General features: G+C 64.7%; 3 protein-coding genes. All 3 read left to right on the top strand.

Annotated elements, in window-relative coordinates:
* Positions 1-311 precede the first annotated feature (311 nt).
* The 3 genes from VGM51_03700 (at position 312) to VGM51_03690 (ending at position 1250) form a co-directional block, all read left to right on the top strand.
* Positions 312-488 (top strand): Flp family type IVb pilin, encoded by a 177-nt coding sequence (locus VGM51_03700; GenBank protein HEY3412145.1) that lies wholly within the window; start codon positions 312-314, stop codon positions 486-488.
* A gap of 181 nt (positions 489-669) precedes the next feature.
* Positions 670-840 carry a Flp family type IVb pilin gene (locus tag VGM51_03695; GenBank protein ID HEY3412144.1) on the top strand — a complete coding sequence of 57 codons (171 nt, stop codon included), beginning with the start codon at positions 670-672 and terminating at the stop codon, positions 838-840.
* Between the two features lie 230 nt (positions 841-1070).
* Entirely contained in the window at positions 1071-1250 is a 180-nt protein-coding gene (locus tag VGM51_03690) for a Flp family type IVb pilin (GenBank protein HEY3412143.1), read from the top strand.
* Positions 1251-1587 lie beyond the last annotated feature (337 nt).

The following is a 1587-nucleotide window of genomic DNA, read 5'->3' as shown; positions in this document are numbered from 1 at the left end:
TGCTCGCCTCGATCCGCACCGACGAGGAGGGCCAGGGTCTCGCGGAGTACGCGCTGATCCTCGCGCTCATCGCCATCGTCGCGATCGTCGCCCTCATCTTCCTGGGTGGCCAGGTCTCGCAGATCCTGTCGACGGTCGGCACCTCGATCTAGCCGCCCGCCCACCACGAACGATCAACGGCCGTCGGGTTTCCCCGGCGGCCGTTTCGTATTGCGTGGGACGAAAGTCCCATTTCCCACCCGGGCTACATGCGCCTAGCATGCGCGGCAGCCGGCCCAGATCTCGTGGCCGGAGTCGGGGAGTCATCGCATATGGCACTCATCCATTCCTGGGTCAGCTCGTTCCTCATGCGGGACGAGGAGGAGGGCCAGGGTCTCGCGGAGTACGCGCTGATCCTCGCGCTCATCGCGATCGTGGCAATTGTTGCCCTCATCTTCCTGGGCGGCCAGGTCTCGAAGATCCTCTCGACCGTCGGCAACTCCGTCTAATCCAGATGAGATCCGCGAACCGCGGTGGACTCGTCCTGAGCCTGCCGCGCGCCGGCGACATCATGTGCGTCTGCGCACCGCGGAACCGATCGTCTCAATTGACATGTGCAGGGCGCCAACGTACCGTGCGCATCGCCGCGCCGCAGGGCGCGAGCTTCCGGGAAAGGAGGTAGACCTCACAATGCTGAACGCACTTATCACTTCGCTCATCGTCCGTGACGAGGAGGAGGGCCAGGGCCTCGCGGAGTACGCGCTGATCCTCGCGCTCATCGCCATCGTGGCGATCGTCGCCCTGATCTTCCTGGGCGGCCAGGTTTCGAAGATCCTCTCGACCGTCGGTACCTCGATCTAGCGTCGAGCCAACGTTCGCAAGAGCACGACGCCGGTTGCCACCAGTGGCAGCCGGCGTCGTTCCGTATCCGGTGGGGGCGATGGATCCCGGGGCGGGACCATCGGCTACTTGTCATCAGCCCGATCCGGATACAGGATGGCGCCATTACCGGGGGTACGGGAATTGGCGGTATCGCCGTTCCTGCGACGCTCCCCGGCCGGGCAACTCGCCCCGGAAGGGAGGTGAACACCGTGCACAGCTCCAAGCTCCAGGCACTCGCGACACAGGCTCTCCGTCAGGACGACGAGGGTCAGGGTCTCGCCGAATACGCACTCATCCTCGGCCTCGTCGCCGTCGTGGCAATCATTGCGCTGATCTTCCTCGGCAACGGTGTCAGCGGCGCCCTGAGCACCGTTGGCACCGCGATGTAGGGCTCCCCCAGGCGACTCCGGTCGCACAGCGAACCCGACGGCCCGCCGGACATCCGGCGGGCCGTTTCGTTTGCCCTCGCTGACACTGGATCACACCCTGCGTGTCGCCGACTTGACACTCGCTGGAGCCCCCTTGCAGGGCACCTTACGATGTGCGTCGGCTCTGCACAGTTCCTCCCAACGGTACTAGCCCCTTTGGCTGGTATCCGACCGGAATCACGGTGCTAGAGTGTTGCCACCTGTCACACGTATCGGTCGGGGAGATACATACCTTGAAGCGCTCGAACCGGTTGGTCCTGCTCATCGGGATCTTCCTCGCGATCGTCGCGTTCGTCCT

The organism is Armatimonadota bacterium (assembly GCA_036504095.1).
In the GTDB taxonomy this organism is placed as follows: Bacteria; Armatimonadota; DTGP01; order JAKQQT01; family JAKQQT01; genus DASXUL01.
This window is presented reverse-complemented; position numbering and strand designations above follow the sequence as displayed.